This is a genomic window from Pseudomonas guineae, assembly GCF_900113745.1.
Classification (GTDB): Bacteria; Pseudomonadota; Gammaproteobacteria; order Pseudomonadales; family Pseudomonadaceae; genus Aquipseudomonas; species Aquipseudomonas guineae.
In genome coordinates this window covers 1218541-1243805 of the sequence record NZ_FOQL01000001.1, presented here as the reverse complement: position 1 = coordinate 1243805, position 25265 = coordinate 1218541, and the positions used below count along the sequence as shown (strand labels likewise).

Here is a 25265-nt window from a genome sequence, read left to right as displayed (position 1 = left end):
TATGGGTGATCGGCACGATTATGTCGCCCTGGAATGGGTTAAAGGCGAGATCGCGGAAACCCTGAAACAGGCGCGTCAGGCGTTGGAGGCGTTCGTTGAGAACCCCCAGGACGCTACGCGCATGCGTTTCTGCCAGACCTATGTGCATCAGGTGCTGGGTACCCTGCAGATGGTCGAGTTCTTTGGCGCGGCGCTGCTCGCTGAAGAAATGGAACAGCTGGCTGGTGCGCTGATTGATGGCCGGGTGACCAACCAGGGTGAAGCCCTGGAAGTGCTGATGCAGTCGATTCTGCAGTTGCCGGTTTACCTCGATCGTATCCAGACTGCTCGCCGCGACCTGCCGATGGTTGTGCTGCCACTGCTCAATGACCTGCGTGCTGCCCGCGGTGAAAAACTGCTCTCGGAAACTAGCCTGTTTGCCCCAGACATGTCCGGGCGCAACGCTGCACTCTCCAGTGATTCCATCGCGCAGCTGAGCACTGCCGAGCTGCCAGGACTGTTGCGTAAGCTGCGGCAGATGCTGCAGATGGCCTTGGTTGGGGTGATCCGCAATCAGGACGTGCCGACCAACCTGAGCTATATGGCACGGGTGTTCGCCCGCCTGGAAAACCTGTGTAAAGACTCGCCCCTGGGCCCTCTGTGGCAGATTGCCTCGGGTGTGGTCGAAGGCCTGGCTAACGGCAGCGTAGCCAACGGTTCTTCTGTGCGTACGTTATTACGCCAGGTGGATAAAGAGCTCAAACGCTTGCTTGAGCAGGGGGCTGAAGGTCTGAATCAGCCTGCACCTGATGAGCTGAGCAAGAACCTGCTGTTCTATGTGGCGAAATCCACGGCTCAATCGCCACGCGTACGTAGCCTTAAAGACCAATACCGCCTAGACGATGCACTGCCGGACAATGATGTTGTCGATGAAGAGCGTGCGCGCCTGGCCGGTCCCGACCGCGATGCCATGCGTTCGGTGGTGGCCGCGCTCTGTGAAGAGCTGGTCCGCGTCAAAGACAGCCTCGATCTATTTGTCCGCAGCGACCGCACCCAGGTGGTTGATCTGGAAGCGTTGGCCGCACCGCTCAAACAAATTGCCGACACCCTTGCCGTTTTAGGCTTTAGCCAGCCGCGTAAAGTCATTGTCGACCAACTCGATGTGGTCAATGGCCTGGCCAAAGGCCAAGGTGAACCCAGCGATGCGGTACTGATGGATGTCGCCGGGGCGCTGTTGTATGTCGAGGCAACGCTGGCCGGCATGGTCGGACCTGCACAGGATGGCGGTCGTGAAGAAAGCCATCTGCCGACCACCGACGTAGCGCAGATTCACCAGTTGGTGATCAAAGAAGCGCGCACCGGCCTGGAGCAGGCCAAAGACGCGATCATCGAATTTATCGCTTCTCAGTGGAACCATGAGCACTTGGCCCGCGTGCCGGAGCTACTGACTCAGGTGCGTGGCGGCCTGGCCATGATTCCGCTGCAGCGCGCCGCCGATCTGCTCAACGCCTGCAACCGTTATATCCAGGAACAACTGCTGGCGCGCAAGGCCGTACCTAACTGGCAAAACCTCGACACCCTAGCGGACGCCATCACCAGCGTTGAGTACTATCTTGAACGTTTGGCCGAAGACCATGCCAGTCAGGGCGACCTGATTCTTGATGTGGCCGAAGAAAGCCTGGAAAGTCTGGGCTACCCGCTGAAAGAAAAACCGTCGATTCTTGACCGTATTGAGCCGCCAGCAGAGACCTTCGCGCCATTGGCCGATCCGCTAGATGACATGGAGGTGCTGATTGACGAGCCGGAGCCGGCGGCCGAGCGCGAGCCGAGCCTAGAACCGCTTGACGAAGAGCCGTTGAGCCTGGATTTAGCTGATGATTTCAGCGCCGAGTTTGCTGATTTGAATTCGACCGCCCTGGATGCGCAGTCGGCTGAGCTTGAGCTTACAGATTTCAGTAGTGACCTGAGTGATACCGAGCTGTTGCCACTGGCTGAAACCCCGGAAGAGCAGTCATTTGCTGGCGAAGAGTTGCCGCTTGGCAGCTTTGACCTGGATGAAAGCGACAGTCCAGCCAACTGGGATGAGTCCGAGTTGGCCGCGCTAGAATTGCCTGAAGTTGACTTGCCGAGTGCCCTGCTGAACAACGAGTCGGCGCCGCCTGTCGCCGAAAAAGCCCTATCGATGGCTGATGTCATGGCCGCTCCCGTTCAGGCGATTAATCCCCCAGCACACGATGTGCCACCAAGCCTGTTGCCACCTCCGGCCGATGAAGAGCCGATTGATGAAGAGCTCATGGAGGTCTTTATTGAGGAGGTAGGTGAAGTACTCGAAACTATCGCCGAGTATTTCCCGCAGTGGTGCGTAAACACTGATCACAAGGATGCCCTAAGCGAAATCCGCCGCGCCTTTCATACGCTTAAGGGCAGTGGGCGCATGGTTCGTGCCCTGGTTATCGGTGAGTTGGGCTGGTCAATTGAAAACCTGCTCAACCGTGTGCTCGACCGCAGTATCCAGCCTGGCACCGAGGTGCAGCAGGTGATCGCCGATGTGGTCGCCCTGATGCCAGCTCTGGTTGATGAATTTGCCAATAAGGCACAGCGTCAGCGTGACGATGTCGACTATTTGGCGGCCACGGCCCACGCTTTGGCCAAAGGCCGAAGCCTCCCAAAACCTGAAGCCCCGGTTGAGCAGGTAGCTGAGCCCGAGGGTCTGCCGACCGCTACCGACGAGAGCGGCGCAGACGACGAAGGCCTGGACCCGCAGCTGTTGGAGATTTTCCGTAACGAAGCGGAGATGCATCTCGATACCCTTGTCGGCTTCCTAGCCGACTGTGCTCAAGAGTTGCCGCAGCCTGTCACTGACGATCTGCAGCGCGCCTTGCACACCCTCAAAGGTAGCGCCTCGATGGCCGGCATTCTGCCGGTGGCAGAGATCGCTTCGCCGTTAGAGAAGCTGGTTAAGGAATTTAAAGCCAACCTGATCCCCATGGACCTGGCTGAAGCGGAGTTGCTGAGCAGCGCCGAGAAACTCTTCCGCCTCGGGCTTGAGCAGCTGGAAAGCCAGCCGTTGGGCGTTTTGCCGGGTGCTGCCGAATTCCTTGAGCGCGTGCAGAAGTTGCACAATGAACGTCTCGAGCACGCGGAAAACAGTCGGCAGAGCGATCAGGGCGGAGGAAAGCGCGACCCGCAGATGATCAGTATCTTCTTGGCTGAAGGCATGGATATCCTGCTGGATGCCGAAGATCTGCTGCGCAAATGGCGCGAGCACCCGACCGAGCGCCAGGAACTCAGCTCCCTGCTGGACGAGTTGACCACCCTCGGCCGCGGTGCAGAGATGGCCGACCTGCCGCAAATTGACGAACTCTGCGAAGCCCTGCTCGACCTTTATGGTGCGGTTGAAGAGGGCCGCCTAGCCGTCAGCGAGCGTTTCTTCAGCGAGGCTGAGCAAGCCCACGAAGCCCTGATTGGGATGATGGATCAGGTGGCAGCCGGTTTGCAGGTCAGCGCTGCCCCTGAGCGCGTGGCGGCATTGCGCAGTTTGCTGATGGAAGCGCTGGACCCCAATACCCTGGCGCTGCTGTCCAATGACGGCGCATCCGGTATCGAGATTGTTGAGCTGGCTGATGCCACCGCAGCACTTGAAGCGCTCAGTGAGGATGAGTCGTCTGGCGCTGGCGTGCAGCTACCAGAATCTGTCGAGGTCGACAGCGAGGCGCCGACTGCTTCGCTCTACGAGTCCCTCGACGAGGAAATGGTGTCGATCTTTCTCGAAGAAGCCGTGGATATTCTGGACAGTGCCGGCCAGGCACTGGAGCGCTGGTTGGCTGATCCAGACAACAAAGCCGCACTGTCATCCTTGCAGCGTGATCTGCACACCCTTAAGGGTGGTGCACGCATGGCCGAAATTCGCCCGATTGGCGATCTCGCCCATGAGCTCGAATCATTGTACGAAGGCCTGGTGGATCGCCGTTACAGCGCCTCCCCAGCGTTGGCGAGTCTCTTGCAGCAAAGCCATGACAGCTTGGCGCAATTGCTAGAACAGTTGCAGGCCCGCGCGGTGATGCCTTCCCCGGTGGCGTTGATTGAAGCCATTCGCAGCTTCCGCCAGAGTGGTGGGCAAAGCTTGCCGGTCAGCCCCGCGATGCCTGAGCCTGCTGCCGAAGCCGAAGCCGAAGCCGAAGCCGAAGCCGAAGCCGAAGCCGAAGCCGAAGCCGAACCGGTGATCGAGTTGTTAGATCTGCTAGAGCCTGAGCTCGAAGCTGACGAAGAGATCGATTTTGGTATTCTTGCGGATGAGCCGCAAGACGCGCTGGACAGCCAGCCATTGGCAACCGAGTCGCTAGGAATCGAAGTGACCGAGCTGCCTGTCGTCGACCTCGACGACCCTGCTTTGGTCGAACCCGAAGCGGAAGCCGAGCTCGAAGGGGCTGCGCTTCCGGATATTACGTCCGAGCAGGCCGATGTAGCGCCGGCGCCCGCGGTCATTGAAGACGAGCGCGATCCAGAGCTTGTAGAGATCTTTCTTGAGGAAGGCTTCGACATCATCGACAGCGCCGGTGCGGCCCTGCAACGCTGGATGGACGACGTCAACAACAGCCTTGACCTGGAATCGCTGCAGCGTGATTTACACACCCTCAAGGGTGGTGCGCGCATGGCTGAAATCCGTGAAATCGGTGACTTGGCCCACGAGCTGGAGTTCCTCTACGAAGGTCTTGGCGACGGCCGGTTACGCGCCAGTCAAGAGCTGTTCAGCCTGCTCCAGGCCTGTCACGACAGCCTGGCGGAGATGCTGGAAGCTGTGCGCGGCAAGCACAGCGTGCCGAGTGGTGAGGCACTGATCGATACCATCAAGCGCTTCCGCGCGAACCCGGATGAGCAGCTGAGCATGCCGTCTGCGGTTGCTCTTAAAGCCGCCGATGACCAGCCGGATGAAGATGAGTCGGACATCCTCGACATCTTCCTTGAGGAAGCGGATGACCTGCTGGAAGCCATGGAAGTGGCGATTGGTCGCTGGGAGGCTGATCGTGAAGACGCCAGCGCCATCGATGATATGTTGCGCACCCTGCACACCCTCAAAGGCGGTGCACGCCTAGCTGGGCAAAAACGTTTGGGCGACCTCAGCCACAACCTCGAACACCATCTAACAGAGGCGCAGGCTCAAGGTGCACCTTGGCCGCAGAGCCTGTTTGTCGATGTGCAGTCGGGTTTTGAAGGGTTACAGCAGGAGCTCGAGATTCTGCGCCAACGCTTGAATGACAGCCTGCTCGACGACGCTGCGCCTGCTTCATCCGTCGCGCCAGCAGCGCGCCTGCCGGAGTTGAGCACGCCGATTGTGGCAGCCAGTGCCATGCCCGCTCAGGAGCTGGTGGCCAAGGTATTGCCATTCGTGCGCCGCGCACAAGAGGCTGCGCAGGAAGCCGCATCGCGTCGTGCGCCGCAGGAACTGGTCAAAGTACCTGCCGAATTGCTCGAAGGCCTGGTTAACCTGGCTGGTGAAACCTCGATTTTCCGTGGCCGTGTCGAACAGCAGGTGAGTGACTTCGGTTTCACCCTGAGTGAGATGGAGTCCACCATTGACCGCGTGCGTGATCAGCTGCGCCGCCTCGATACCGAAACTCAGGCGCAGATCCTCAGCCGCATCGAGGCTGAAGCGGAGCGTGTGGGCTATGAAGATTTCGACCCGTTGGAGATGGACCGTCACTCGCAGCTGCAGCAGCTGTCGCGTGCCCTGTTTGAGTCGGCTTCCGACTTGCTCGACCTGAAAGAAACCTTGGCGGCGCGTAACCGCGATGCGGAAACCCTGTTGCTGCAACAGGCGCGGGTCAACTCCGAGCTGCAGGAAGGCTTGATGCGTACGCGCATGGTGCCGTTCGACCGCCTGGTGCCGCGTTTGCGCCGTATTGTGCGGCAGATATCCGGTGAGTTGGGTAAGCAAGTCGAATTTGTCGTCGGCAACGCTGATGGCGAGATGGACCGTACCGTCCTTGAACGTATCGTCGCGCCGCTGGAACACATGCTGCGTAACGCCGTTGACCACGGCATTGAAGCCGCTGATGTGCGCCGCGCTGCCGGTAAGCCGGAGCAGGGCAGCATTCGCCTGGCGCTCGGTCGCGAGGGTGGCGATATTGTCATGACGCTGGCGGATGACGGCGGCGGTATTCGTCTGGATGCGGTCAAGCGCAAAGCCATTGAGCGCGGCTTGATGGACGCTGACTCCGACCTTACCGATTACGAAGTCCTGCAGTTTATTCTCGAGGCCGGTTTCTCCACGGCTGAGAAGGTCACGCAGATCTCCGGTCGTGGCGTCGGCATGGATGTGGTGCATTCGGAAGTGAAGCAGCTGGGTGGCTCGATGAGTATCGAGTCGCTGCCTGGCACCGGCACCACCTTTACCATTCGCCTGCCGTTCACCGTGTCGGTTAACCGTGCGCTGATGGTGTTGTCCGGTGAAGACCTGTACGCCATTCCGTTGAACACCATTGAAGGTATCGTGCGGGTTTCCCCCTACGAGCTGGAAGCCTATTACGCCCCCGATGCACCGCGCTTCGAGTATGCCGGGCAGAGCTATGAGCTGCGCTACCTAGGCGACCTGCTCAACAACGGCCAGCAGCCCAAGCTGGTTGGCCAGAGCCTACCGTTGCCGGTGATTCTGGTGCGCTCCAAGGAGCATGCGGTAGCGGTGCAGGTCGACTCCCTGGCCGGTTCCCGCGAGATCGTGGTGAAGAGCCTCGGCCCGCAGTTCGCCGGCGTGCACGGGATCTCCGGTGCCACCATCCTCGGTGACGGCCGCGTAGTGGTGATTCTTGATCTGCTGGCGACCATTCGTGTGCTGCACGCGCATCTGCTTACCCAGTTGCAACCGCGCCAGCTTAAGCAATCAGCCAGCGCCGCCGAGATCGAGGCGGATCGGCCGACGCTGGTCATGGTGGTCGATGACTCGGTCACCGTGCGCAAGGTCACTAGCCGTCTGCTTGAGCGAAACGGCATGAATGTGCTGACCGCTAAAGACGGTGTCGATGCCATTTCGCAGCTGCAGGATCGCAAGCCCGACATCATGCTGCTGGATATTGAAATGCCGCGCATGGACGGCTTTGAAGTCGCGACCCTGGTGCGCCACGATGAAGGCCTGAAAGACCTGCCGATCATCATGATCACCTCGCGTACCGGAGAAAAGCACCGTGAGCGGGCCATGAGCCTCGGCGTCAACGAATACCTGGGTAAGCCTTACCAAGAGTCCTTGTTGCTCGAAACCATTCAGCAACTGGTGGGTCGCCACCCGGTAAACCGCACATGATCGAGAAAACTGCAGCCCGCATCGCGGTGATTGCCGACACCTCGTTGCAGCGCCATGTGCTGCAGCAAGCCTTAACGGGTAGCGGCTATCAGGTGGTGATGAACAGCGATCCGGCACGTCTCGATCAGGCCACCCTGAGCGCTTGCGAGACTGATCTGTGGCTGGTTGATCTGGCGCAGTCGGATGATTCGCCGCTGATCGATAACTTGATGGAAAACGCCGTGGTTCCCGTGCTGTTTGGCGAAGGCCACGCACCTGAGCGTCATTCGGAAAACTACCCGCGCTGGGAGCGGCGGCTGTTCGGCAAGCTGAAGAAGCTGGTTGGCGACCCGTCGCAAGCCGTTGGCCAGAGCCTGGAAGCCTTGCTGGCTGAAGCGCAGCGTCCAACGCGTCTGGACTTGCCTGCCGCGCTGGCGGACACCCCGCTGGTGGCTGGTGAGCCGGCCCGGCAGGTCTGGTTGCTGGCGGCCTCCTTGGGTGGTCCGGCTGCAGTGAAAGCTTTTCTCGACGCTTTGCCGGGCGGATTGCCGGTGGGCTTCGTCTACGCCCAACATATTGATGCCAGCTTTGAGAACATGCTGCCGCAGGCGGTGGGCCGACACAGCCAATGGCATGTCAATCTGGCGCGCCAGGGTGATGCGCTGCGGTGCGGTGAAGTGGTGGTGGTGCCGATCAGTCACGAGCTGGGCTTCGACGATGAAGGCCAGATGCTGATAGCCGAACGCGGTTGGCCCGAACCCTACAGCCCGTCGATCGATCAGATGATGCTCAATCTGGCCCAGCATTTTGGCGCGCTGAGCGGCGTCATTGCCTTCAGCGGTATGGGCAGCGACGGCAGTGCGGCGGCGGCTTATGTGATCCGCCAGGGTGGCTTGATCTGGACCCAGCGCGGCGACAGCTGCGCCTGCCCGAGCATGCCGGACAGCCTGCGTGAAGCGGGCTACAGCAGCTTTAGCGGTGATCCGCGCGAGTTGGCCGCCGCCCTGGTCAACCACTTGGCCGAGCAGTGCCGTTAACCCGGGGCATCGCCCTGTACAGGATAAATTTATGAGCCAAGCCGTCGCCACGCAGAACAGCGCCACTAGCCTGACGGGCCTGTTGATGCAGTTGACTGATCGAACTTTGCTCCTGCCCAACGTGGCGGTCGCCGAGCTAATCCCTTACCGTGCGCCGCAGGTCAGTGAAGGTATGCCCAGCTGGTTTCTGGGGCAGATTGCCTGGCGTGATCTACGCCTGCCGCTGTTGTCGTTCGAGGCTGCGTCGGATGGCCAGGCGACTGTTAGCTCAGGCTCTCGAGTGGCGGTGATCAATGCCTTGGGCGGTCGTCCAGCGGTCAAGTTTATTGCCGTACTGGTGCAAGGTATTCCACGTTCGATCAAGGTCGGTGCCGAGCTGGTGCGGGCGGGTGTCACTTTGTCACCGCTGGAGCTGGATGCGGTGCAATTTGGTGAAGCCGTGTTGAAGATTCCGGATCTGCTTGGCTTGGAACAGAAGCTGGCTGACGCCGGATTGATCTGATCGCTAATAAACTAAAAAGCCCGCGTTAGCGGGCTTTTTTATGACTTGAGCTTACTTAGAAGTCGCCCCACAGCTGTTGCGCCACACTCAACGCCGCCACCGGCGCGGTTTCTGTACGCAGTACCCGCGGGCCGAGGCGCGCGGCATGAAAGTTGTGACTCTTGGCCAGCGCCACTTCGTTGTCGCTGAGACCGCCTTCCGGACCGATCAAGAGCGCCAGGGACTTAGGCTGCGGGTGACTGGCCCAGGGTTCGGCAACTGGGTGCAGCACCAGCTTCAACTCGGCGCTGGTGTGCACCAGCCATTCGTTGAGGCTGATCGGTGGGTGAATGATCGGCAGCACCGAGCGGCCGCATTGTTCGCAGGCGCTGATTGCCACTTGTCGCCAGTGGGCCATGCGCTTGTCAGCGCGCTCGTCCTTGAGGCGCACTTCACAGCGCTCGCTGACGATCAAGCTGATTTCATTGGCGCCCAGCTCGGTGGCCTTTTGAATCGCCCAGTCCATCCGCTCGCCGCGTGACAAGCCCTGGCCCAGGTGAGTATGCAGGGGTGATTCAGTCTGGCCGGTGAATGACTCGCGCAGCTCGACGCGCACGTTTTTCTTACCCACCTCGATCAGTTCGCCCAGGTATTCCTGGCCACTGCCGTCGAACAATTGCACCGCATCACCGACAGCGTGGCGCAAGACGCGGCCGATGTAGTGGGCCTGGCCTTCCGGCAGCTCGTGCTGGCCGAGGGACAGGGTGGCATCGATAAAGAAACGAGAGAGGCGCATGGAATGATCGCTGCAGCGGCACAGTTGAGGCGGCAAGCTTACCGCCTCAGCGGCGCCGCTTACAGTCGATCGACGGCGAAGGTTTAGCCTGGGTCACGAAAATCCGGGTAGTTGGCATTGCCTTGCGCCACGCTGACCGAGGTGCGGGTGGCGATGTCGATGCCCTCAGTGGCCACTTCGGCGAGAAAGTCGATCTGTTCGGGGGTGATCACGTAGGGCGGCAGGAAGTACACCACGCTGCCCAGCGGGCGCAGCAGCGCGCCACGCGTGAGGGCGTGCTGGAATACTTTGAGGCCACGACGTTCCTGCCAGGGGTAAGCAGTTTTGCTGGCTTTGTCCTGGACCATCTCGATGGCCAGCGCCATGCCGGTTTGACGTACCTCGGCGACATTTGGGTGGTCGACCAGGTGCGCGGTGGCGCTGGCCATGCGCGCGGCCAGCGCTTTATTGGCCTCGATTACATTGTCCTGCTCGAAGATGTCCAGGGTTGCCAGGGCCGCCGCGCAGGCCAGCGGGTTGCCGGTGTAACTGTGTGAGTGCAGGAAGGCGCGCAGGGTCGAATAGTCGTCATAGAACGCTTCATACACCTCGTTGGTGGTCAGGCACGCCGCTAGGGGTAAATAGCCACCGGTGAGGGCTTTCGACAGGCAGAGGAAATCCGGACGGATACCCGCCTGTTCGCAGGCGAACATGGTGCCGGTGCGGCCGAAGCCCACGGCAATCTCGTCGTGGATCAGGTGCACGCCAAAGCGGTCGCAGGCTTCACGCAGCAGCCTGAGGTAAATCGGGTGGTACATGCGCATGCCGCCAGCGCCCTGAATCAGCGGCTCGACTATCACCGCGGCGACCTCATGGCCATGCTCGGCCAGGGTCTGCTCCATATGGGCGAACATGACCCGCGAGTGGGCTTCCCAGCTCACGCCTTCGGGGCGGTGGTAACAGTCCGGGCTGGGCACTTTGATGGTGTCGAGCAAAAGCGCTTTGTAGGTGTCGGTAAACAGCGCGACATCGCCCACCGACATCGCCGCGATGGTTTCGCCATGGTAGCTGTTGCTCAGGGTGACGAAGCGCTTCTTCGCCGGTTTGCCGACGTTGAGCCAGTAATGAAAGCTCATCTTCAGCGCGACTTCGATGCACGAAGAGCCATTGTCGGCGTAGAACACCCGGTCGAGGCCAGCGGGCGTCATCTTAACCAGTCGCTCGGACAGCTCGATCACCGGTTGATGGCTAAAGCCGGCAAGAATTACGTGCTCCAGCTGATCAACCTGATCTTTGATGCGCTGGTTGATGCGCGGGTTGGCGTGACCGAACACGTTGACCCACCAGGAGCTGACGGCATCGATATAGCGCTTGCCGTCAAAGTCCTCCAGCCAAACACCTTCACCGCGTTTGATCGGCACCAGGGGCAATTGCTCGTGATCCTTCATTTGCGTGCAAGGGTGCCACAGCACCTTCAGGTCACGTTGCATCCACTGGTCATTCAGGCTCATCGGTTTATTCATCCCTCGACGCTTAATCTTCGGCACCAAGCCTATCAGAAGCACTGGCGTGGATGGACGGCACAGCGCTGTTCGATTGCCCTGGTCGCTTGCTGGCCGGCTCTATGCTGTAGCCTGTCGCCCAGCTACAGAACTTTACCGAGCCCCGCTAGACTAAAGTGGCTGAGGAAAATGACTGTAAGAAGCATCGTATTTCTCGATATTTCAAAGCGAAAAATTCCGCTTTTAGTCGATAGGTTTGTTGCTAGTCTTGCTTAGCTCGCGGCCCTGACCCTTATTTCTTGGAACGTTTGCAATGCAATGGCGCAATAGCTCTTCTCATTACGGTCTTGTCAGCATCCTGATGCACTGGTTGGTGGCAGTGGCCGTGTTCGGTTTGTTTGCTTTGGGCTACTGGATGGTCGGGTTGGACTATTACAGTGGCTGGTACAAGACTGCACCAGACCTGCACAAAAGCATTGGCTTGCTGCTGTTTGCTGTGATGTTGGGGCGGGTGTTGTGGCGTTGGATGAGCCCACCCCCGGCCAGTTTGCCGAACCATGGGCGGGTCACCCGCCTGGCCAGCAAGTTGGGCCATAGCGCGCTGTACCTGGGGCTGTTTGTGTTGATGATTGCCGGCTATTTAATCTCCACTGCAGATGGCCGTGGTATTGCGGTGTTTGGTCTGTTCGAGGTGCCTGCGACCCTGACCAGCATTCCCGACCAGGAAGATGTTGCTGGCCTGGTGCATGAGTACCTGGGCTGGGCGCTGGTGATCTTCGCTGGCATCCATGGATTGGCTGCACTGAAGCACCATTTTATTGATCGCGATCGGACGCTGATGCGCATGTTCGGGCGTTAGTTCTGGTTGTTGTTTCCGGGGCTGGGTTGGCCCCACCTCATATTCATAAGGAGCATGTCCATGTTGAAGAAAACTCTCGTAGCCTTGGCGCTTGGTGGTGCACTGATGGGCGCCGGTCAGGCGATGGCAGCGGATTACGCCATCGACAAGCAGGGCCAGCACGCCTTCGTTAACTTCAAGATCAGCCACCTGGGCTACAGCTGGCTGTACGGTACCTTCAAGGACTTCGACGGCAGCTTCAGCTTCGATGCGGCCAAGCCACAGGACAGTAAAGTCAACGTGACGCTGAACACCACCAGCGTTGACACCAACCACGCCGAGCGCGACAAGCACCTGCGCAGTGATGATTTTCTCAACGTTGGCGAGCATCCAACCGCCACCTTCGCCTCGACTGCAGTTAAATCAACGGGTGACGGTACTGCGGATATCACCGGTGACCTGACCCTCAATGGCGTGACCAAGCCGGTGGTGATTGCAGCCAAGTTCATCGGCGAAGGTAAGGATCCATGGGGCGGCTATCGCGCCGGCTTTGAAGGCAGCACCATGTTGAAACTGAAGGACTTCGATATCCAGAAAGACCTCGGCCCGGCTTCTCAAGAAGTTGAGCTGATCATCTCGGTAGAAGGTGTACGCAAGTAGGATGGCTTAACCGCGCAGCAGCGTAATCTATCGCTGCTTCAGCGGCAGCATCAACAAAAACGCCGCCCAATGGGCGGCGTTTTCGTGTGCGGCTAGCTGACTATGACTCTTCGCGGTTGCGCGTCAGCAGGGCCGGTTTTTCGCCACGCGGACGTGCGCTCGCCAGTTCGTCGAGCTGCTCGACCGTTGGCAGGCGATCCAGGCGTGAGCCTTTGTGCACGATCACCGGCTGCTTGTCGCGTGGGCTTTTCACTGCCGCTTCCGTGCGTGGCAGCTCATCGCGGTTCAGCGAGGTGGTGCGGGTGTCACGCGGCGGACGTGCACGGCCTGAACCATTACGGCCCTGAGCACCTTGTGCGCCTGAACCCGCGCTCTGGCGACGGCCTTGTGCGCCAGCGCCAGTACTTGTCGCGCCACCACCATTGCTGCGCGGCTTATTGGCCGGGCGAGCACCTTGACCGACGCCATTGCTCGCGCTTGGGCCAGTAGCAGGCGCGCCGGGCCGACGGCCACGGTTCTGCTGCTTGTTCTGGTTCGGGCTTACATAGTCGGCACGGTTGCCGAAATTATCGATTTCATCATCGCGAAACTCATCCGGCGCGCGATCCGGAGGCAGTGCGGGCACGGCTGGTGTGCTGGTGCGGGCCGATGACGTGGACGCGCTGCGGGGCTGTTGGCTGCGGCCGCCCTGGGGCTTACTGCGGCTGTTGTCACGACCGCTGTCCTTGCCTTTGTCCTTGCGGCCGCCGCCATGGCGTTCGCCTTCTGGCTTGGCGCCGCGCGGTTGGCGTGGTTTCTGCGGCTCACGCACTTCTGGGCGCTCGGCCTCAACGGTGCTGGCATCAAAGCCGAGCAGGTCGCCATCAGCGATTTTCTGCTTGGTCATGCGCTCAATGCCTTTGAGCAGCTTTTCTTCATCCGGAGCAACCATGGAGATCGCTTCACCGCTGCGGCCGGCACGGCCGGTGCGGCCAATGCGGTGCACGTAGTCTTCTTCGATATTCGGCAGTTCAAAGTTGACCACATGCGGCAGCTGGTCGATATCCAGGCCGCGGGCGGCGATATCGGTGGCAACCAGGATGCGTACATTGCCGGCTTTGAAGTCAGCCAAGGCTTTCGTGCGTGCGTTCTGGCTTTTATTGCCGTGGATCGCCACAGCCGTTAGACCGTGCTTATCCAAATACTCGGCCAGGCGGTTGGCGCCGTGCTTGGTGCGGGTAAACACCAGCACCTGTTCCCAGGCTCCGGCGGTTATCAGGTGTGCGAGCAAGGCGCGCTTGTGGCTGGCCTGGACGCGGAATACGCGCTGCTCGATACGCTCGACCGTAGTGTTTGGCGGCGTAACTTCGATGCGCTCCGGGTTGTGCAACAGCTTGCCGGCCAGGTCGGTGATGTCCTTCGAGAAAGTCGCCGAGAACAGCAGGTTCTGTCGTTTGGTCGGCAGCTTGGCGAGAACCTTCTTCACGTCATGGATAAAGCCCATGTCGAGCATGCGGTCGGCTTCGTCGAGGACAAGAATTTCCACGTGCGAGAGGTCGATGGCACGTTGGTTGGCCAGGTCGAGCAGGCGTCCGGGGCAAGCCACCAGTACGTCGACGCCTTTGGCCAGGGCCTGAACCTGAGGGTTCATGCCAACGCCGCCGAAGATACAGGCGCTGACGAATTTCAATTCGCGGGCATACAGCTTGAAGCTGTCATGCACCTGGGCGGCCAGTTCGCGGGTCGGGGTCAGCACCAGCACGCGCGGTTGTTTCGGGCCGTGTCGCTGTTCGCGATCCGGGTGGCCGTTGGGGAACAGTCGTTCGAGGATCGGCAGGGCAAAGCCGCCTGTCTTACCTGTACCCGTCTGGGCTGCAACCATCAGGTCACGGCCTTGCAACGCGGCGGGGATGGCCCGCTGTTGCACCGGAGTGGGTTGGGTGTAGCCGGCGGATTCGACCGCACGGACTAAAGCCTCGGAGAGACCGAGGGAGGCAAAGGACATGTGTAATCCTGTCTAGTGAGGGCATGGCCCTATGGGGTGTATTGCCTGGCTTGAATCACGCTTGGGGGGCGCAATCCCGTCCGGTACTACTGGCCTCTGGGGGCTAGCATCCGGGCGCAAGCCTGGCGGGAAGGCCAGAGTATAACAGAGCTAGGGTGATCTGCAGCATTGGCTTGCTTAACGGGTTGCGGCGTTACGCGATGCCGAGACTTGCTGAGCTTTTGCTGCAGGGTTGTAACGGGCGCTGAGGGCCGCATAGGCCGGTTCACGCTTGAAGTGGCGCAATTCGTGGCTGAAGCGTTGTGCGAATTCTGCCATATCATCTCTGCGGCTCAGGCCCAGATAAAGCTGGTCGCGGCTAATCACCTGTGGGTGATGGCTGACGTCACCTTGAATGCCCATCTGCTGGGTCAGGAAGATGCCGCCGCGCTTGTCGTTAATCACCAGGTCGACACGGTCGCGCAGCAGTTTACCGAGGTTGGCGTTATGGCTGGCCGCGGGCTCACGGGTGAACAGCTCGGATTCGCGAAAGTCGCGGTTGGCATACCAGTAACCGGCGGACACCCCGACTTTCAAGCCTTGCAGGTCTTGTAACTGGTTGAATGGATAAGGCCTGGCGGTCGCGTAGAACAGCACGAACTCGATCTGCGACATGGGTTCGTCGGGGTAGATGATGCTGGCTTCGCGTTCTGGGGTGCGGAAGATATCCAGGATGGCGTCAGCCTGCCCTTGCTCAACCGCCAACAGGCAACGCTTCCATGGCAGGAGCTGCCACTCAGCTTCGACGCCAAGGCGTTGCAGAACGATCTGTGTGGCCTCGTAGTCGAGACCTTTAAGTGTGCCTTGTTCTTCATAAACATAGGGTGCCCAGCTTTCACTGACGATGCGCAATGTCTGGGCGTGAGCGCAGAGGCTCAGGCCCATCAGGCACAGCGCGGCGATTAGGTGGCGCAGGGATGTTGGCATACAGCCAGAGTATCGATTTGAATCGATTCTGAGTAGTCATAGCGCGATGAATATTTGCGCTCAGGTGATCGCCGTCGTAACCGCTGACGGCGCTGCATGGGCAGCGCCGTTCGGGCTACTGCCCATACAACCAGGAGGCTATTTGGTCAGTTGGTAGCAGGGTACATAGGCGCTGTTGCCCGGCAGTTTCATCCGGTGTTGGTCAACGAAGGCCTGCAGCAGCGTATCGAGCTGCTGCATGATGTCGCGGTCGCCGGTGATTTCGTAAGGGCCGTGTTGCTCAATCAGGCGGATGCCCTTGTCCTTGACGTTACCCGCGACAATCCCGGAAAACGCTCGGCGCAGGTTGGCCGCCAGTTCGTGTACAGGCTGGTTGCGCGTTAGCTTCAGGCTGGCCATGTTGGCGTGCGTCGGCTCGAAGGGGTGCTGGAAGCTTTCGTCGATCTTCAGCAGCCAGTTGAAGTGGAACGCATCGTTATGTTCGCGGCGGAACTGTTTGACCGCCTTAATTCCTTCGGCCATTTCCCGGGCGACTTGGTCCGGGTTGTTGATGATGATGCTGTAGCGCTGCTGCGCCGCTTCACCCAGGGTTGTACCGATAAACGCATGTAACTGCTCAAGGTAGGCGGCGGCGCTACTTGGTCCGGTCATGATCAGGGGGAAGGGGATGTTCTGGTTGTCCGGGTGCATGAGGATGCCGAGGAAATACAGCAGCTCTTCCGCCGTGCCAGCACCGCCGGGGAAGATGATGATGCCGTGGCCAACGCGCACGAACGCTTCTAGGCGCTTCTCGATATCCGGCAGGATCACCAGCTCATTGACGATTGGGTTGGGGGCTTCGGCGGCGATGATGCCTGGCTCGGTCAGGCCCAGGTAACGGCCATGCACGTTGCGCTGTTTGGCATGGGAGATGGTCGCACCTTTCATCGGCCCCTTCATCACGCCAGGGCCGCAACCGGTGCAGATATCCAGCCCGCGCAGGCCCAGCTCGTGGCCGACCTTCTTGGTGTATTTGTATTCTTCGGTGCTGATCGAGTGGCCGCCCCAACACACGACAATCTTCGGTTCGGCGCCGGCGCGCAGGGTGTGGGCGTTGCGCAGCAGGTGGAAGACGTAGTCGGTGATGCCCTGGGAACTGCCGAAGTCGACCCGCTTGTTTTCCAGCTCGCTCTGCGTGTAGACGATGTCACGCAGGGCGCTGAACAGCATTTCGCGGGTGCTGGCGATCATCTCGCCATCGACGAAGGCGTCGGCCGGGGCGTTGAACAACTCCAGGCGGATGCCGCGGTCCTGCTGCAGGATACGGATTTCAAAGTCCGGGTAGGCTTCCAGAATCGTCTTGGCGTTGTCGCTGTGCGAGCCGGTGTTGAGAATCGCCAGCGCGCACTGGCGGAACAGCGCATAAACGCTACCGGAACCGGTTTCGCGCAGCTGCTGCACTTCACGCTGCGAGAGGGTTTCCAGGCTGCCTTTGGGGTTGACTGAGGCGTTAATCGTTTTACGTGCGGCCATTGCGGCGCTCCATGGTTGTGAACCGCGTAAGCCCTGCATGGCTAAACGCTTGCTGAAAGTAGGGTCACGGCTGAGTGCCTTGGCCTCTGTGTCGACCACCCCGTGCGTTACAAAAGGCTACCGCGGTTTGCCGGGTGCGTGGGGAAAAGACTGAGGCGCAGGAGGAGGGGCATGTCGAATGACCGGGAAAACCATCGGCACCCGCAAGGCGCAGGCACCGATGCTACTGCCATCAAGCTTAGCGTGGCAGCTTAAGGTTGTTCCAAATCGCCAGGCTCGGCTCAGCCTGATTCATGCTGTAGAAATGTAAGCCGGGTGCGCCGCCTTGCAACAGACGTTCGCACATCTCGCTAATGACCTGCTCGCCGTAGGCTTGGATGCTGCTGGTGTCATCACCGTAGGCTTCCAGTTGCTTGCGCACCCAGCGTGGAATCTCAGCGCCGCAGGCGTCAGAGAAGCGCGCCAGCTTGCTGTAGTTGGTGATCGGCATGATGCCGGGCACAACTGGGATGTCGACACCGAGTTTCTGTACGCGCTCGACGAAGTAGAAGTAGCTGTCGGCGTTGAAGAAATACTGGGTGATCGCACTGTCGGCGCCGGCTTTGGCCTTGCGCACGAAGTTGGCGATATCGTCTTCGAAGTTGCGCGCCTGCGGGTGCATTTCCGGGTAAGCGGCGATCTCGATATGGAAGTGATCACCGGTCTCAGCGCGGATGAACTCGACTAGCTCGTTGGCGTAGCGCAACTCACCGCTGGCCATGCCCATACCGGAAGGCAGGTCGCCGCGCAGTGCGACAATGCGCTTGATCCCGGCACCTTTGTACAGGCCCAGCAAGTCACGCAGATCGGCCTTGCTGTCACCTACGCAAGACAGGTGCGGCGCGGCCGGTATTTTGATCTCGCCATCGAGTTGCAGCACGGTGTTCAGCGTGCGGTCGCGGGTGGAGCCTCCGGCACCGTAGGTGCAGGAGAAAAAATCGGGGTTGTAGGTCGCCAATTGGCGCGCCACATTCATCAGCTTTTCGTGCCCGGCGTCGGTCTTGGTAGGGAAGAACTCGAAGCTGTAACGGCGTTCTTGAGACATGGAGAAGGTTCCGTTCAAACGAAGGGTGGGTTAGCCGCGTACGGCTAACCCACCCTGCGGGCTGCTAGTTAGTAGCGGTAAGCGTCCGGCTTGAATGGGCCTTCCACAGTTACACCGATATAGTCGGCTTGGGTCTTGGTCAGCTGAGTCACTACGCCGCCGAAACCTTTGACCATTTCCATCGCCACTTCTTCGTCGAGTTTCTTCGGCAGCACTTCCACAGTCAGGCGTTCGGCTTTCTTGGCGGCTGGCAGTTCGGCGTACTTCTGACCGAACAGGAAGATCTGCGCCAGCACTTGGTTGGCGAAGGAGCCGTCCATGATTCGGCTTGGGTGACCGGTCGCGTTACCCAGGTTTACCAGGCGGCCTTCCGACAGCAGGATCAGGTAATCATCGTTCTGCGCGTCGAAGGCGCCGGTGCCAGTGCGATGCACCTTGTGTACCTGCGGCTTCACTTCTTCCCATGCCCAGTTCTTGCGCATGAAAGCGGTGTCGATTTCGTTGTCGAAGTGGCCGATGTTGCACACCACAGCGCGTTTTTTCAGCGCTTTGAGCATGTTCGAGTCGCACACGTTGTAGTTGCCGGTGGTGGTTACGATCAAGTCGATCTTGCCCAGCAGCTGCGCGTCAATGCTGGCTTCGGTACCGTCATTGATACCGTCTTTGAACGGTGAAACCACTTCGTAGCCGTCCATGCAGGCCTGCATGGCACAGATCGGGTCGACTTCGGTGACGCGTACGATCATGCCTTCCTGGCGCAGCGATTGCGCCGAACCCTTGCCGACGTCGCCGTAGCCAATCACCAAGGCTTGCTTGCCGGCCAGCAGGTGGTCGGTGCCGCGCTTGATGGCATCGTTCAGGCTATGACGGCAGCCGTACTTGTTATCGTTCTTGGCTTTAGTCACCGAGTCGTTAACGTTGATCGCTGGGATTTTCAGCTCACCTTTGGCCAGCATCTCCAGCAGTCGGTGAACGCCCGTGGTGGTTTCTTCAGTCACGCCGTGAATACGCTCAAGCATTTGCGGGTATTTCTTGTGGATGATCTCGGTCAGGTCGCCGCCGTCGTCGAGGATCATGTTGGCATCCCACGGCTGGCCATCTTTAAGGATGGTTTGCTCGATGCACCACTCGTACTCTTCTTCAGTTTCGCCCTTCCAGGCGAATACCGGGATGCCGGCAGCGGCAATGGCAGCAGCGGCTTGGTCTTGAGTTGAGAAGATGTTGCACGACGACCAACGCACTTCTGCGCCTAGTGCCGTCAGGGTTTCGATCAGCACGGCGGTCTGAATGGTCATGTGGATGCAGCCGATGATCTTCGCGCCTTGCAGCGGTTGCTCGCCGGCATACTTGCGGCGCAGGCCCATCAGGGCTGGCATCTCGGATTCGGCGATGATGGTTTCGCGACGGCCCCAGGCGGCTAGGGACATGTCGGCGACTTTGAAGTCGTTAAAAGCTTCAGGCGTCATAACAGCACTCATAAATGAGTTCTCCATTCGTTGTCTGCGAATGGGCGCCGTTGATGCGTATGGTTAACGCCCCATCCGAGCCTGACAAATCCCTGCTGGGCAGAGTTTGCTGCAGCGCCCCTCGGACGGGTGGCGGGAGCAACCGAAGCGGTGTCGGTTGCGTGAAGCGAGGGTGATTATAGCGATGCTGAGGATTTAGCCAAAGGCTTTCCGTCGCTCCGGCTTGGCGCGGGTGGTAGCCTTGCGATATTGCCTAGTTACGGACCTGTCATGGCCAATCACAAAATCGAGATTCGCCGCCGCAACGTCGAAAAGATCCTGCTGGCCGCGGAAAAGGTCTTCGCCGAGAAAGGCCACGGCGGCACTGCCATGGGTGATATCGCCGTAGAGGCCGAGCTGCCGCGCTCCAACCTGCACTACTACTTCAGCACTAAGGACGAGTTGTACCGCGCGGTGCTGCTGGATCTGCTTGAGGTGTGGAAGCAGGACGCGCTGTGCTTCGAAATGTATGACGATCCGCGGGTGGTGCTTAGCACCTATATCCGCGCCAAGATGAACCACTCGCGCAGCCGTCCGCACGGCTCCAAGGTCTGGGCCAACGAGATCATCCATGGTGCGCCGATGCTCGGTACCACCCTCGACGACAGCCTCTACAGCTGGGCCAAGATGAAGGAAGCGAAGATCCGTCAGTGGGTTGAGGACAAGCGCATTCTGGCTGTTGAGCCCTCTGCCTTGCTGTATATGATCTGGGCCTCTACCCAGCATTACGCGGACTTCAGCCATCAGGTGGGCGTGCTTAACGACCACCGGGCGTTGTCTGAACTGCAGTACGAGCGGGCGGTGCAGACCGTGACCAGCGTGATATTGCGTGGGATTGGGCTGGAGCCTTGAGAATTCGTCCACTATCTACTGCGCGTGTTCATGCTGCGTTGAAAACAGGTTCGGCAAGCAGCCTTGCTGCTAACGCGCTTCAGTGCGGCCCCCAAAGGGGCGAGCGAGGCGAGTACTGCTCATGTACTGCTCGTACACTCCGCGTCCTCACCTGTTATCGCCTTGCCTGACCTGCGCTCGCTACGATCTTGAACGAATTCTACCGATCACTTTACGACGCTACGCGGTACGGATTGCGTGGGTCGTGGTTCCAGTCAAGGAAGGGTTTGCCGGTGTCCTGAGTCACCATTTCGATGCAGTTCTCCACCGGGCAGGTGATCTGGCACAGGTTGCAGCCCACGCACTCCTCGTCGATCACTTCGTACTTGTGCGTACCGTCGGCCTGGATCAGGCTGGCGATGGCCTGGTGTGAGGTGTCTTCGCAGGCGATGTGGCAGCGGCCGCAGCCGATGCACGAGTCCTGATCGATTTTAGCGATTACCTGATAGTTGATGTCCAGGTACTTCCAGTCAGTGGTATTGCCCACCGCGCGGCCGGAGAAATCCGCCAGGCTGTCGTAGCCCTGGCTGTCCATCCAGCGCGACAGGCCGTCTTTCATCTCTTCGACGATGCGAAAGCCATGCAGCATGGCCGCCGTGCACACCTGCACTGCGCCGCAGCCCAATGCCACAAACTCCGCCGCATCGCGCCAGTTGCCGATGCCGCCGATACCGCAGATCGGCAGGCCTTGGGTTTCCGGGTCGCGGGCGATTTCGGCGACCATGTTCAGTGCAATGGGTTTCACCGCCGAGCCGCAATAACCGCCATGGGTGCTCTGATTACCGACGATGGGGTGGGCGACCATGCGATCGAGATCGACGCTGGTGATCGAGTTGATGGTGTTAATCAACGACACCGCATCCGCGCCACCGCGATGGGCGGCGCGCGCGGACAGGCGCACGTCGGTGATGTTGGGCGTCAGTTTGACGATCACCGGCAGCGAGCTGTAGGTCTTGCACCAGCGAGTGACCATCTCCACGTATTCAGGCACCTGGCCGACCGCTGCGCCCATGCCGCGCTCAGGCATACCGTGGGGGCAGCCAAAGTTCAGTTCGATGCCGTCGCAGCCGGTGGCTTCCACTAGCGGCAGGATGCGTTTCCAGGACTCTTCGACGCACGGCACCATCAAGGAAACGATCATCGCGCGATCCGGCCAGTCTTTCTTCACCTGGGTGATTTCGCGCAGGTTGATTTCCAGTGAGCGGTCGGTGATCAGCTCGATATTATTAATTCCGAGGACGCTCCTGTTAGCCCCGAAGTGCGCCGAGTAGCGCGACGAGACGTTGACCGCTGCCGGGTCTTCGCCGAGGGTCTTCCACACCACGCCGCCCCAGCCGGCTTCGAAGGCGCGGATCACGTTGTAGGCCTTGTCGGTAGGCGGTGCGCTGGCCAACCAAAACGGATTGGGTGCTTTGATACCGGCGAATTCGATGGATAGATCGGCCATTTATGCGGCCTCCACATTGAGCATCAGGTGAGAGTGGATGGCCTCGGCGGCCAGCTTGCCGTGCTGCACAGCTTGTACGGTGAGGTCCTGCCCCAGGGCGGTGCAGTCGCCGCCGGCGTAGATGCCGGGCACGCTAGTTTGCTGCTGGGTATCGACCCAGATGCGTTCGCCCTCGCGCTTCAGCTCGCTGGCCAGTGGATCGCTCAGCGCTTGGCCGTCAAAGGCCTGGCCAATGGCGCTAAAGATGGCGTCGGCGACCAGTTCGAAGGTTTGCCCGGTGCTCTGCAGGCGGCCGTTCTCCACGCGGGTACGGGCGAAACGCATACCGCGCACCTGGCCATGCTCATTGAGCAGCACATCTTGCGGCTGTGCCCAGGTCAGCAGGCGCACCTGATTTGCTTTGGCAATGTCCTGTTCGTGCTCGGTTGCGCCCATCTCCTCGAAACCACGGCGATAGACCAGGTTGACGTCGCGTGCGCCGAGCTTGCTCATTTGCACCGCCATGTCGATAGCAGTATTGCCGGCACCGAGGACGATGCAGCGCTCGGCTACCGGTAGCTGGCTAAGGTCATCGCTCTGCCGCAGTTCGCGGATATAGTCGGTAGCGGCGAGCAGCCCCGGCGCGTCTTCGCCAGCCAGACCGAGGCGTTTGCTGGCCGCTAGGCCGATGCCGAGGAAGACCGCGTCGAACTGCTGGCGCAGGTCGCTCAGGCTGAGGTCGCCACCGAGTTTGTGCCCGTGACGAATCTCGATGCCGCCAATCTGCAGGAGAAATTCCACTTCGCGTTGAGCGAAATCGTCCACCAGCTTGTAGGCGGCGATGCCGTATTCGTTAAGACCACCGGCTTTCTCGCGCGCCTCGAAGACCACCACGTCGTGACCATGCATGGCCAGGCGGTGGGCGCAGGACAAACCCGCAGGCCCTGCGCCGACCACGGCGATACGTTTGCCGCTGGCTGGGGCGCGTTTAAACGGGTGCTCGCTGAACTGCGCGTTGTCGATGGCGTAGCGCTGCAGCAGGCCGATCAGTACCGGTGCGCACTCTTGTGCGTTATTACGCACGCAGGCCTGCTGACAAAGGATTTCCGTCGGACAAACGCGGGCGCAACTGCCGCCGAGGATATTCGCCGAGAGGATTTTCTCGGCCGCGCCCTGGACGTTTTCATGGCTGATATTGCGGATGAACGAGGGGATGTCGATCTCGCTGGGGCAGGCATTGATGCACGGGGCGTCGTAGCAGTACAGGCAGCGAGCGCTTTCCAGTGCGGCCTGGCGAGCGTTAAGCGGCGGGGCTAGATCGCTGAAGCGATCGGCCAGTTCGGCCGCGTCGGCATCCGGTCGTGGCAAATGGCTGAGGGTGTCTATCACGGTTATTGCCTCACGGTTTTGTGGCTTTTATTGGGCAGTTAACAGCTGATAAGCGGCCGTCCGGCCTCTGTGGGTCGGTGCGGCTAAGTCATGTGTGGTGCCAGTGCGCGGGCTTAGCGCTCGACGGCGGTAGGACGGTTTTGCTCAGCGCGCTTGCTCAGCAGGTCGAACACCGCGGGGTAGGGCGGACGCTCGATATAGCGACCGGCGCCGCGCTCGGCGCGCAGGTCGCCATCCACCCAAACCAGCTTGCCCCGGCTGATGGTGTGGCTGGGTATGCCGCGCACGGTCTTGCCTTCGAAGATGTTGAAGTCGACCTGCTGGTGGTGGGTTTTCGCAGAGATGGTGCGCGTGCCCTGTGGGTCCCAGAGCACCAGGTCGGCGTCGGCACCCACGCGTAGCGCACCCTTGCGTGGGAACAGATTGAAGATTTTCGCCGTATTGGTGCTGGTCAGCGCGACGAAGTCGTTGATCGACAGCTTGCCGCTATTGACCCCTTCATCCCACAGCACCGCCATGCGGTCTTCGATGCCGGCAGTGCCATTGGGGATTTTGCTGAAGTCGTCACGGCCAGCGGCTTTCTGCTCGGCGCAGAAGCAGCAGTGATCAGTGGCGGTGGTGTGCAGGTTGCCCGATTGCAAGCCGCGCCACAGGGCGGCTTGATGCTCTTTCGGGCGGAATGGCGGGCTCATCACATAGCCGGCGGCGGTCTGCCAATCCGGGTGGCGATACACGCTGTCATCGAGCAGCAGGTGGCCGGCCAGCACCTCGCCGTAAACCGGCTGGCCCTTGGCGCGGGCGTAGGTGATTTCATCCAGGGCCTCCTGGGTTGAGACGTGCACCAGGTACAGCGGCGTACCCAGGGTTTCGGCGATACGGATGGCGCGGCTGGCCGCCTCACCTTCGACCTGCGAGGGGCGCGATAGAGGGTGCGCTTCTGGCCCTGTAAAGCCTTGGGCTAAAAGCTTCTGCTGCAGGTGGTAGACCAGCTCACCGTTCTCCGCATGCACGGTGGGTACTGCGCCCAGTTGCAGGCAGCGCTCGAAGCTGGCGACTAGGGTGTCGTCGGCGGCCATGATGGCGTTTTTGTAGGCCATAAAGTGCTTGAAGCTGTTGACCCCAAACTTTGCCACCAACTCGCCCATCTCGGCGGCGACCTGCTCGCTCCACCAGGTGATGGCGACATGGAAGCCGTAATCGGATGCAGACTTTTCCGCCCAGCCGCGCCAAGTGTGGAAGGCTTCGAGCAGCGACTGCTGCGGGTTAGGAATCACAAAATCGATGATCGAGGTGGTACCGCCGGCCAGGCCCGCGGCGGTGCCGCTGTAAAAGTCTTCGCTGGCTACGGTGCCCATGAATGGCAATTGCATATGGGTGTGCGGGTCTATGCCGCCAGGCATCAGATATTGGCCGCTGCCATCAAGCACTTGGCAGCCGGCGGGGGCGTCGAGGTTGTCGCCAATGGCCTGGATCAGGCCGTCGGCACAGAGCACGTCAGCACGGTAGCTCTCCTCATGGGTAACCAGGGTGGCACCACGGATCAACAGCGACATAGCGAGTTCCTCTCAGGCTGACCGGTGCATGCCGGTTCTTGGTGTTATGGCCTGCCAGGCGAAAGGATTTTAATCCTGTCATCGCTGACAGGAATTGAATCTAGTCGCTGTTTAGTGATTGATCAAGAATATTTTTTAGGCTGCAATATTTTATATAAGTAATTGAAATATAAGATAAAAAATACTAAATAAGCAAAATGGTGCAGGCACTCACCATTTTGACGCACTTGACAAGAACCAAATATGAGCAAGATTTCCTATGCAAAATCAGGCGTTTGGGCCGAGTGGTGAACACGGCCCTAGTGGTAGAAAAAAGTTGCCTGCACCACTTTGAATCCTGACGGATAAGACAGGCTTATGGTGAGCCGCAAAACCAGGCCGGTAAGACGCAGCAGAAAAACTGATGCGTT

16 protein-coding genes and 1 riboswitch are annotated in these 25265 nt (G+C 60.0%); of the genes, 6 read left to right on the top strand and 10 right to left on the bottom strand.

Annotation, left to right across the window (positions count from 1 at the left end; all coding sequences use genetic code 11):
* The first annotated feature begins 1 nt into the window (after nt 1).
* The 3 genes from BMZ32_RS05630 to BMZ32_RS05620 are packed head-to-tail and all read left to right on the top strand — an operon-like array spanning nt 2 to nt 8791.
* Nucleotides 2-7273 (top strand): Hpt domain-containing protein, encoded by a 7272-nt coding sequence (locus BMZ32_RS05630; RefSeq protein WP_090240415.1) that lies wholly within the window; start codon nt 2-4, stop codon nt 7271-7273.
* Entirely contained in the window at nt 7270-8289 is a 1020-nt protein-coding gene (locus tag BMZ32_RS05625) for a chemotaxis protein CheB (protein ID WP_090240413.1), read from the top strand. The genes BMZ32_RS05630 and BMZ32_RS05625 overlap by 4 nt, the downstream gene beginning before the upstream one ends.
* 31 nt (nt 8290-8320) lie before the next feature.
* Entirely contained in the window at nt 8321-8791 is a 471-nt protein-coding gene (locus tag BMZ32_RS05620; protein ID WP_090240412.1) for a chemotaxis protein CheW, read from the top strand.
* A 55-nt stretch (nt 8792-8846) separates the two neighbouring features.
* Here BMZ32_RS05620 and BMZ32_RS05615 read toward each other — a convergent pair whose 3' ends face one another.
* Entirely contained in the window at nt 8847-9566 is a 720-nt protein-coding gene (locus BMZ32_RS05615; RefSeq protein WP_090240410.1) for a 16S rRNA (uracil(1498)-N(3))-methyltransferase, read from the bottom strand.
* An 83-nt stretch (nt 9567-9649) separates the two neighbouring features.
* Entirely contained in the window at nt 9650-11056 is a 1407-nt protein-coding gene (locus BMZ32_RS05610; RefSeq protein ID WP_090240408.1) for an adenosylmethionine--8-amino-7-oxononanoate transaminase, read from the bottom strand.
* A gap of 304 nt (nt 11057-11360) precedes the next feature.
* On the opposite strand from BMZ32_RS05610, the gene BMZ32_RS05605 reads away from it, so the two are divergent.
* Nucleotides 11361-11906: a cytochrome b gene (locus BMZ32_RS05605; protein ID WP_090240407.1), complete on the top strand. Its 546-nt coding sequence runs from the start codon at nt 11361-11363 to the stop codon at nt 11904-11906.
* 60 nt (nt 11907-11966) lie between these two features.
* Nucleotides 11967-12545, top strand: coding sequence for a YceI family protein (locus BMZ32_RS05600; RefSeq protein ID WP_090240406.1), 579 nt, complete (start codon nt 11967-11969; stop codon nt 12543-12545).
* Nucleotides 12546-12645: 100 nt separating this feature from the next.
* Here the strand turns inward: BMZ32_RS05600 and rhlE2 are convergent, their stop codons facing one another.
* From rhlE2 to ahcY, 5 genes are all read right to left on the bottom strand, one after another.
* Nucleotides 12646-14529, bottom strand: a complete 1884-nt coding sequence (gene rhlE2 / locus BMZ32_RS05595; protein ID WP_090240404.1) for an RNA helicase RhlE2 — start codon at nt 14527-14529, stop codon at nt 12646-12648.
* 177 nt (nt 14530-14706) lie between these two features.
* A complete protein-coding gene (locus BMZ32_RS05590) occupies nt 14707-15495 on the bottom strand; it encodes a substrate-binding periplasmic protein (protein ID WP_090240403.1) in 789 nt (262 codons plus the stop codon).
* 138 nt (nt 15496-15633) lie between these two features.
* Nucleotides 15634-17007 (bottom strand): nucleotide 5'-monophosphate nucleosidase PpnN, encoded by a 1374-nt coding sequence (gene ppnN, locus BMZ32_RS05585; protein WP_090240401.1) that lies wholly within the window; start codon nt 17005-17007, stop codon nt 15634-15636.
* Nucleotides 17008-17245: 238 nt separating this feature from the next.
* On the bottom strand, nt 17246-18091 hold the full coding sequence (gene metF / locus BMZ32_RS05580; protein ID WP_090240400.1) for a methylenetetrahydrofolate reductase [NAD(P)H]: 846 nt from the start codon (nt 18089-18091) through the stop codon (nt 17246-17248).
* 68 nt (nt 18092-18159) lie between these two features.
* Nucleotides 18160-19569: an adenosylhomocysteinase gene (gene ahcY / locus BMZ32_RS05575; protein WP_090240398.1), complete on the bottom strand. Its 1410-nt coding sequence runs from the start codon at nt 19567-19569 to the stop codon at nt 18160-18162.
* A 23-nt stretch (nt 19570-19592) separates the two neighbouring features.
* A riboswitch (S-adenosyl-L-homocysteine riboswitch) is annotated at nt 19593-19686 on the bottom strand.
* A 141-nt stretch (nt 19687-19827) separates the two neighbouring features.
* On the opposite strand from ahcY, the gene BMZ32_RS05570 reads away from it, so the two are divergent.
* On the top strand, nt 19828-20448 hold the full coding sequence (locus tag BMZ32_RS05570) for a TetR/AcrR family transcriptional regulator (RefSeq protein WP_090240396.1): 621 nt from the start codon (nt 19828-19830) through the stop codon (nt 20446-20448).
* A 211-nt stretch (nt 20449-20659) separates the two neighbouring features.
* On the opposite strand, the gene preA is transcribed toward BMZ32_RS05570, so the two are convergent.
* The 3 genes from preA to hydA all read right to left on the bottom strand — a co-directional run bounded on the left by preA (nt 20660) and on the right by hydA (nt 24855).
* Nucleotides 20660-21934: an NAD-dependent dihydropyrimidine dehydrogenase subunit PreA gene (preA, locus tag BMZ32_RS05565; protein ID WP_090240395.1), complete on the bottom strand. Its 1275-nt coding sequence runs from the start codon at nt 21932-21934 to the stop codon at nt 20660-20662.
* Complete coding sequence (locus BMZ32_RS05560; RefSeq protein WP_090240393.1) at nt 21935-23302, bottom strand: NAD(P)-dependent oxidoreductase; 1368 nt, start codon at nt 23300-23302, stop codon at nt 21935-21937.
* Nucleotides 23303-23415: 113 nt separating this feature from the next.
* The gene (gene hydA, locus BMZ32_RS05555; RefSeq protein WP_090240392.1) at nt 23416-24855 is read right to left on the bottom strand and encodes a dihydropyrimidinase; all 1440 of its coding nucleotides are present in this window, start codon (nt 24853-24855) and stop codon (nt 23416-23418) included.
* Between the last annotated feature and the right edge of the window lie 410 nt (nt 24856-25265).